The sequence below is a fragment of the Cupriavidus sp. 05T313 genome, from assembly GCF_056396665.1.
Genome location: NZ_JBFTLX010000611.1, coordinates 1 through 487, shown reverse-complemented (window position 1 = coordinate 487; position 487 = coordinate 1). Strand labels below are relative to the sequence as shown.

Sequence of the window (487 nt, the reverse complement as noted above, 5' to 3'; positions counted from 1 at the left end):
GGTCTAACTGGGGACCACTTTGCACCGCCAACCTCAGGACGCGAGGGGGTAAACGGTCAATGAAAGCTCAAGGTATTTGAAAGTTCAACCGAGGTCTGACCTGCGCTTCTACCCGAACCGCGCCCTTATTGACGGGCGAGGGTAAAGCGCTGCCCGGTCACGGCACCGTGTAGGAATTCAATGGCCTGCCCGTGCTCCCGTAGGTGAGGTCCAGGACCAGCAGGCCCTTGCGTTCCAGGGTGCTCAGGTACCGCTGGGCAGTTGGCCGGCTGACACCAAGTTGCCCGGCAATTTCCGCCGCGTTGACTGGCCCGCGGGCTGTCCTAACGGCGTCGTACACCTTCTGCATGGTGGGCTGCAGCCGCGGGGCCGGGGCTGCTGCCTTGATTCCGGCCAACCTCGCTTTGTATAGGTTGTCGATGGTTGCCTGGTTGGCCATCGAAACCGACTCCAGTTCCTCCCGCCACTGCCGGTAGGCCTCCAACTG

Annotated in this window: 1 protein-coding gene; it reads right to left on the bottom strand. The window is 62.2% G+C overall.

The annotated features are described in order from the left end of the window. Positions 1 to 157 precede the first annotated feature (157 nt). Positions 158 to 487: helix-turn-helix domain-containing protein (locus tag AC1DKD_RS42000; RefSeq protein ID WP_477144836.1), on the bottom strand; the 330-nt coding region annotated here is incomplete at its 5' end.